Below are 1,198 nucleotides of genomic sequence, written 5' to 3' on the forward strand. Positions count from 1 at the left end.
TGTCGAACCTGCTGCGGACCACGGACCACAAGACCATCGGCCTGATGTATCTGGCCGTCTCGTTCATGTTCTTCATCCTGGGTGGCCTGATGGCCATGCTGATCCGGGCGGAGCTGGGCCGGCCGGAGCTGCAGTTCCTGTCCCCGGAGCAGTACAACCAGCTGTTCACGATGCACGGCACGCTGATGCTGCTGATGTTCGCGACGCCGTTGTTCTTCGCGTTCGCGAACCTGATCATGCCGTTGCAGATCGGTGCGCCGGATGTGGCGTTCCCGCGGTTGAACGCGTTGTCGTTCTGGTTGTTCCTGTTCGGCAGCCTGATCGTGGTGTCCAGCTTCGCGACTCCTGGTGGGGCGCCGGACTTCGGCTGGACGGCGTACGTGCCGCTGTCCAACATCGTGCACACCCCCGGGGTGGGCGGGAACCTGTGGATCGGTGGTCTGGCGGTCTCGGGGCTGGGCACGATCCTGGGCGGGGTGAACTTCATCGCCACGATCGTGTGCCTGCGGGCGCCGGGGATGACGATGTTCCGGATGCCGATCTTCACCTGGAACGCCCTGGTGACCTCGATCCTGATCCTGCTGGCCTTCCCGATCCTGACCGCGGCGCTGTTCGCGCTGCTGGCCGACCGGAACCTGGGCTCGCAGATCTACTCGGTGGAGAACGGTGGGCCGATGTTGTGGCAGCACCTGTTCTGGTTCTTCGGCCACCCCGAGGTGTACATCATCGCGCTGCCGTTCTTCGGCATCATCACCGAGATCATCCCGGTGTTCGCCCGCAAGCCGCTGTTCGGCTACAAGGGCATGGTCGGGGCGACGCTGGCCATCGGCTTCCTGTCCCTGGCGGTGTGGGCGCACCACATGTACGCCACCGGCGCGGTGCTGCTGCCCTTCTTCGCGTTCCTCACCTACCTGATCGCGGTGCCCACCGGGCTGAAGTTCTTCAACTGGATCGGCACCATGTGGCGGGGTCAGATGACCTTCGAGACGCCGATGCTGTTCTCGATGGGCTTCATGGTCACCTTCCTGCTCGGTGGGCTGACCGGTGTGCTGCTGGCCTCCCCGCCGCTGGACTGGCACGTCTCGGACAGCTACTTCGTGGTCGCCCACTTCCACTACGTGGTGTTCGGCACCGTGGTGTTCGCCGCCTACGCCGGCATCTACTTCTGGTTCCCCAAGATGTGCGGCCGGATGATGGA

Annotated in this window: 1 protein-coding gene; it reads left to right on the plus strand. The window is 64.3% G+C overall.

What is annotated here, in order from left to right; genetic code table 11:
- Positions 1-44: 44 nt before the first annotated feature.
- On the plus strand, positions 45-1,198 hold a 1,154-nt coding region (locus RM425_RS21470; RefSeq protein WP_311347266.1), incomplete at its 3' end, for a cbb3-type cytochrome c oxidase subunit I.

The sequence above is a fragment of the Blastococcus goldschmidtiae genome (genome assembly GCF_031845325.1).
Lineage (GTDB): Bacteria > Actinomycetota > Actinomycetes > Mycobacteriales > Geodermatophilaceae > Blastococcus > Blastococcus goldschmidtiae.